Raw genomic sequence first — 6,339 nt, forward strand, 5'->3', positions numbered from 1 at the left:
GGACCGACTTCCGCCCCATCGGCGCGGATGGGGTCAGAGCCGCCGGGTGCGCGGTACGCCGGTCAGCATGGGGAGCGTGAACGCGCCGTCGGCGAGCTCGGCGAGCTCGGGGCGCCCGGCGAGGAAGGCGCGGATCTCGGCGCACCTGGTCGCGCGCTCCTGCTCCGGCATCACGAGCATCCCCGCGCGCGTCGCGAGGGTGTGGACGAGCGAGTCGGCGGTGCGGCGCTGCCCGTGCGGGAAGACGGACTGCTCCGGCGAGCCGAACCGGGGGGCGTCCCCGTTCTTCGGAAGGTGCAGGCCCGCCGTCCCGGCGCGCCAGTCGGCGGGGGTGTCGCGAACGCCGACGGCCTCGGGCCCGCCGACCCGGGCGAGTCCGGCGACCCAGTCGACCTCGTCGTCCAGGACGTTCCACAGGCCGGCCAGGACGCCGCCGGGGGCGAGGACGCGGGCGATCTCGGGTCCGGCGACGGCCATGTCGAACCAGTGCATCGCGTTGCCCGCGACCACGGCGTCGACGGAGGCGTCCTCCAGCGGGATCCGCTCCGCGCTGCCGGCCAGGGCCCGGACGGCGGGCAGCGAGCGCCGCAGCTCGGCCAGCATCGCCGGGTCGGGCTCGACGGCGACGACCTCGGCGCCGAGCGCCGCCAGGGTGGCGGTCAGCTTGCCGGTCCCGGCGCCCAGGTCCAGCACCCGCGGGCCCGGCGCCGCTTCGAGCGCCCACCGCACGGCGGCCTGGGCGTAGTCCGGCCGGTGCTCGGCGTAGGCGACGGCGGCGGAGCCGAAGGACGAGGTATGCCGTAACCGTTCGTCATGATCCATACGGGCACGCTACCCCCGCACCTGGCCCTCGGCTACCCGCGCGTAACCCCGCCCCGCTACTCGACCGGGCCGACCAGCGTCTCGACGGGCCAGAGCGGCCGGGTCCGCTCCTGGCGGGTGAGGACGGCCAGTTCCTCGGGCGGTTCGGCGCCGTCCCGTACGGCGGCGAGGTAGGCCCTGGCCTCCGGAAGGCCCAACCGCGGGGCGCTCCGGCGCAGATGGAGCATCGCGGCCACGGTCCCGGTGGACCGCAGCAGTTCGCGGACCTCGGCGGCGAGCGGATCGGGGCGTCGGGCTCCCTTGGTCTGGAGCAGGTAGTGGTCCTCCCACTCCTCGTCCGACCACCAGGCGTCCGGAACGTAGTGCAGACTCCCGTCGTGCCGGTCCACGAGCACGTGGCTGTTCCCGCCGACGGGCCTGCCGCTCCCGTCCCCGGCACGGGCGGCCGCGGCCGGGCCCCAGTACACGAGCCACCCGACCTCGTACTCCTCCACGGCGTGGACGGTCAGTTCGGGCACCGGCCCGTGCCACCGCTCCGCCAGCCGGTCGCCCGCCAGGTAGGACCTGACGAGCCCGACGGCGCGTTCCTTGTCGATCACGCCCCCATCGTCTCGCACGGGTCAAACCGTTAATGGCGCGGGAAGTCGGCCGGGCCGACTTCCTGCGCGCAACGCCGCTCCTCGCGGGGGCCGGCCCCGGCGGACGATTCCTCCGGGGCCGGCCGTCCCCTTGCTCGCTAGCCCACGATCACCAGCTTGCTCAACGCTTCCGCCACGCGGTCGATCGCGGTGCACACGACCTCGGGCTGGTAGGCGGTGAAGCAGAGGCGGAAGTAGCCGGGGGCGGGGCTGTGCATCGTCTCGCCCGGGAGGAGGGTGACCTCCGTGGGCTTGTTGGCGAGGTAGTTGAAGAGCCACAGCTCGTCCGTGTCCAGGTCGAGGTCCCGCGTGAACGGCAGCGGGGTGACGGGGGCGGCGCCCTCGGGCGGGCGCTTGCCCAAGTACGCCGTCAGGTCGAGCCAGAAGAACTGGGCCGGGTTGTCGCCCTCCGTGTGGACGAAGTCGATGTTCCGGGCGACCAGGCGGTCCTTCACCTTCTCGAAGCCCTCGCTCAGCAGCTCCCGGTACCGCCGCATCGCGTAGTCGGTGTACAGCTCGGCCCCGGCCCCGTTCACCGTGGCCTCCAGCAGTTCGCCGAGCACGTAGTGCTTCAGCGAGTCGACCGGGGTGAACCACGACATCGGGTGCTTCTTCTCCTCGATGCCCTTCGTCCCCAGCATCGCCCGCTGCACCGGGCCGGACTTCGACACCACGAAGCCGGTCCGGAACCCCGAGAGGCCGAAGTCCTTCGCGAACCCCCACACCACGTGGATCCGCTCGGGCGCCTCGTCGTACGCGTCCAGCGCGAACGCGCTCGTGAAGGGCACCCGGACCCCGTCGACCTGCGAATGACAGTAGATTTCGTCGGAGATGAGGTGAAGATCCGTCTCGTCGAGCGCCCAGGCGTAGATCTCGTCCAGCAGCGGCTTCCCGTAGTTGACGCCCAGCGGGTTGTGCGGGTTGGTCAGCACCAGCAGCCGGGGGAACTCGCCGAACAGCCGGTTGTACTTGAAGTACGCCTCCTTGATCCCCTCCAACGTGAGCTTGAACCGGTCCGGCCCCTCGGTGGGCAGCGGGACCGGCACGCACTTCAGCTTCGGCCGCTGCTCGAACGACCAGTTGAACCCCTGCCAGTACGGCGCCGGCAGCAGGACCGCGTCCCCCTCCTTCAACGGCGGCGGGCCGCTCTCCTCCGGCAGCAACGGCCCCTGGAGCGCGAACGCGAGGCACTCCAGCGCCGAGCCGACGCCGCCCGTGCCGAAGACGTCGCCCGGCGCGACCGGCGCCTCGAAGGCCTTGGTCAGCAGCACCGCGACCTTCTCGCGCAGCTTCGGGCTGCCGTACGGGGAGGTGTAGTGAATGTACTGCTCGGGCAGCAGGTCGATGTCGTCGAACACCATCTTCTGCATCGAGTCCTCGTAGACGAGGACGTTCTCCGCGACGGACAGGTCGATGGCCGTGTCCGAGGCGAGGTCACGGCGGTAGATGGCGAGGGCCTGCTCGAAGTCCGGGATCCGGGCGAGCAGTTCGGCGGCCTTGTTCGGTCCGGTCGAATCGGTCATGACAGGGTGGCTCACTTCCGGGATGGCTGGCGGTTCGCATGCGGATGGCTCCAGCGCACCACGCCCCCGCACCCCCCGCCAGCCTCCACGCCCATCCAGCGACGCGGACGGAAGCTCACTCGGCCCGACGCGCCCTCCCCCACACCCACGCGCCCCCGCCCACCAGCAGCGCCACGCCCAGCGCGTACACCGGGAGCCACCGCGTGGTCGTCGCCGCCAGGCAGTCGTTCACCGCCACCCGGCTCTGCTGCTCCTGCGCGAACGCCAGCGCCTCCGCGTCCTGCCCCGCCAGGTTCCCCAGCGCGGCCTGCGCGTGCAGGACCTCGTACCGGCCCGCCTGCACGCACCCCGCCCTCGTCCCCGCCATCGGGAAGAGCCACTCCCACCGCTGCAGCGCCGGCGCCAGCGCGAGCGCCACGCACAGGCCCACCACCAGCGAGTACGCCGCCAGGTGCCACCCGTACCCGGCGGCCGCCCGCACCGGCACGCGCCCGAAGGCCAGCACCACCGCGAGCAGCGTCACCCCCAGGTACGTCGAGAACCACTCCCACGAGCCCGCCGCCAGCGAGAACGCGAGCACCACCCCGAGCGCGGTGCTCAGGACACCGGCATCGGCACCCCCGGCCGCGGAACCACCACGTGCACTCACCCAGGACCTCCCGACCGTCCGCCCCGTCTCCGGAATGCTCCGGACCGTTCCGGAGCATTCCGGAGCAACCAGCCTCCCGCCCGAGTCCGCCGACGTCCCACCGGCGCCGCCGCACCCCCACCCGAACGGGCCAATCCCCCGCCGAACACGCCGATCAGGATCCGCGGCCGCTCCGTCAGGCGGTTTTGAGGGTGCCGCCGTCGATGACGTAGTCGGCGCCGTGGACGTTGGCGGCGCGGTCGGACAGGAGGAAGGTGACCAGGGCCGCCACCTCGGCCGGGTCGGTGAGGCGGCCCGAGGTGATGCCGAACTTCCCGGGCAGGCCGGCGAGCAGGTCGGCGTGGTCCACGCCGAAGGCGGCGGCGACCTTGCCGCCGAGGCGGTGCGGGTCGGTCCACTGGGGGCTGGTCGTGGGGCCCGGGGAGACGGTGTTCACCCGGACGCCGTGCGGCGCCAGTTCCTCGCTGAGCCGCTTCCCGAACAGGTTCAGCGCGGCCTTGGCCTCCGCGTAGCCGACCGGCGCGCCGGCGGGCATCCGGGCGTTGATCGAGGAGATGTTCACGATCGCGCCCCGGCGTTCCAGGATGCCCGGCAGGGCCGCCTTGGTGGTCCACATCGCGCTGAACAGGTTGAGGTCGAAGATCCCCCGCCACTGCTCGTCGTCGGTGTCCAGGAACCCGCCGAGGGTGAACGCGTCCGGGTCGCCCGCACCGACGTTGTTGACCAGGAAGTCGATCCCGCCGACCGCGGCGAGCGCCCGGTCGACGACCGACCGCGCCCCGTCGCGGGTGCTCAGGTCGACCGGCACGGCCGCCGCGGCGACCTCCGCCAGCTCGGGCGTGACGGTCCGGGCGGCGCCCACCACCCGGACGCCCTCCGCGGCCAGGGCCCGGACGATCGCGAGGCCGATGCCGCGACTCGCTCCGGTGACCAGCGCGGTCTTCCCGCTGATGCCGAGGTCCATGATCTCCCCTATCTCTTGGACGATACTTTTTGAACTTGAGGTCAAAAATAAGGGCGCAAAAAGGCCGCCACCCGGGGCGGCACGTGTCAGAGGCCCGCGAGGGCCGTGTCGATGATCCGGAGGAGGACCGGGCGGTCGAAGGTCTTGGCCATCACCCGGAGCCCCGAGACGGTCGCCTGGAGCAGCAGCGCCTGCGCCCGGGCGTCGACGCCCGGGTCGACGTCACCGGCCCGCTGCCCCTGTTCGATGCGGGCGGCGAACAGCTCGATCATCCGCTCCTCGATGCGGTGCACCGCACGGGCGGCCTCCTCGTCCCGCCCGCCGAGCTCCTCGACCGTGTTCTGGGCCAGGCATCCGCGCCGGACCGGCCCGTCCAGGTCCGCGTCCACGAGCAGCACGAAGTGCGCGCGGATGCGCTCCTTGGCGGTGCCCGGCCGGGCGAGGAACTCCTCGGTCGAGGCCGTACCGGTCCGGCCGTAGAGGTCCAGCGCCTTGCCGAACAACTCCCGCTTGGAGCCGAAGGAGTGGTACAGACTGCCCTTGGCCACTCCGGTCGCCTCGGCGAGGTCGGCGGGCGAGGTGTCGGCGTAGCCCTTGGTCCAGAACACCTCCATCGCCCGCGCGACGACCACGTCCGGCTCGAAGCTCCTCGGCCTGCCCATGCGGCCAACCGTAGAGAGTATTTGACCCACGGGTCAAATACTCTCCGCCAGCTCCCACACCGTCGTCGTCTTCAGCGCCGCGTCCTCCAGGTCCGCGATCACCGGGACGTCGTACGCCGCCAGCGCCGTGAACCGCTCGCGCGGCAGGTAGGCGCGGCCCGGGTCGCCGACGATCACCACCGCGCCGCGGGCCCGGGCGCGCTGCAGGAAGGGCAGGAAGCGGGCGGCCATCGTGCGCTCGTAGAAGACGTCCCCGGCGAGCACCACCTCCGCCGGGGCGCCGTCGCCGTCGAGCAGGTCCTCGACGGCGGCGGTCACCTCGACCCCGTTGGCGGCCGCGTTGACCTCGATGGCGGCGACGGCGTACGCGTCGATCTCGGCGGCCCGCACCGCGCGGGCCCCGCGCAGGGCCGCCGCGATGCCGACCAGGCCGGAGCCGGCCGCGAGGTCCAGCACGGTCCGTCCGCGGACCAGCTCCGGGTGGTCCAGCACGTACCGGGCGACGCCGACGCCGCCCGCCCAGGCGAACGCCCAGAACGGCGGCGGCATCCCCTCCTCGCCGCGCGCGGACTCGGTGGTCTCCCAGAGCTCGATGGCGTCCTCGGCCATGTGCAGGCGCACCTCGGGCACGAACGGCACCGGCCCGATCCGGGTCTGCGCCCGAACGAACTCCTGGTCCGACAAGATGGCCGCCCCCGAACCGACCGGGCGTGTCTCGCTCAGCATGCGCAGCAGCATAGGGCCCCCGGGCGGCCGCTCCGGACACACCGTCGCCCGGACACGGTCGCCGGTCGCCTCCTCCCTGACGCCCGATCGGCCCGGGGGCGGGGGCCGGTCAGCCGGCGGGCGTCCCGGCCGTGCGGAACCGGTTGATCGCGTCGGCGTGCTTGGCGCGCAGCTCGTGGTCGCGCACGCCCAGGCCCTCCTCCGGGGCCAGGCAGAGCACGCCGACCTTGCCCTGGTGGAGGTTGCGGTGGACGTCGAAGGCGGCCTGGCCGGTCTGCTCCAGCGGGTACACCTTGGAGACGGTGGGGTGGATCTTCCCCTTGGCCACCAGGCGGTTGGCCTCCCAGGCCTCGCG

7 protein-coding genes and 1 pseudogene are annotated in these 6,339 nt (G+C 72.9%); all 8 read right to left on the reverse strand.

Features of this window, described 5'->3' with window-relative positions; genetic code table 11:
• Positions 1–33 precede the first annotated feature (33 nt).
• Complete coding sequence (locus tag ACFVFS_RS24860) at positions 34–822, reverse strand: class I SAM-dependent methyltransferase (RefSeq protein WP_380626890.1); 789 nt, start codon at positions 820–822, stop codon at positions 34–36.
• Positions 823–878: 56 nt separating this feature from the next.
• Positions 879–1,421 (reverse strand): hypothetical protein, encoded by a 543-nt coding sequence (locus tag ACFVFS_RS24865; protein WP_380626891.1) that lies wholly within the window; start codon positions 1,419–1,421, stop codon positions 879–881.
• Positions 1,422–1,558: 137 nt separating this feature from the next.
• Positions 1,559–2,983 (reverse strand): pyridoxal phosphate-dependent aminotransferase, encoded by a 1,425-nt coding sequence (locus ACFVFS_RS24870; RefSeq protein ID WP_380626892.1) that lies wholly within the window; start codon positions 2,981–2,983, stop codon positions 1,559–1,561.
• Between the two features lie 115 nt (positions 2,984–3,098).
• Positions 3,099–3,632 carry a hypothetical protein gene (locus ACFVFS_RS24875; protein ID WP_380626893.1) on the reverse strand — a complete coding sequence of 178 codons (534 nt, stop codon included), beginning with the start codon at positions 3,630–3,632 and terminating at the stop codon, positions 3,099–3,101.
• Positions 3,633–3,807: 175 nt separating this feature from the next.
• Entirely contained in the window at positions 3,808–4,596 is a 789-nt protein-coding gene (locus ACFVFS_RS24880; protein ID WP_380626894.1) for an SDR family oxidoreductase, read from the reverse strand.
• Between the two features lie 86 nt (positions 4,597–4,682).
• On the reverse strand, positions 4,683–5,258 hold the full coding sequence (locus ACFVFS_RS24885; protein WP_380626895.1) for a TetR/AcrR family transcriptional regulator: 576 nt from the start codon (positions 5,256–5,258) through the stop codon (positions 4,683–4,685).
• Positions 5,259–5,291: 33 nt separating this feature from the next.
• Positions 5,292–5,984 (reverse strand): class I SAM-dependent methyltransferase, encoded by a 693-nt coding sequence (locus ACFVFS_RS24890; protein WP_380626896.1) that lies wholly within the window; start codon positions 5,982–5,984, stop codon positions 5,292–5,294.
• Between the two features lie 109 nt (positions 5,985–6,093).
• Positions 6,094–6,339 (reverse strand): annotated as a pseudogene (locus tag ACFVFS_RS24895) (crotonyl-CoA carboxylase/reductase); the annotation flags it as partial.

The organism is Kitasatospora sp. NPDC057692 (genome assembly GCF_042799475.1).
Lineage (GTDB): Bacteria > Actinomycetota > Actinomycetes > Streptomycetales > Streptomycetaceae > Kitasatospora.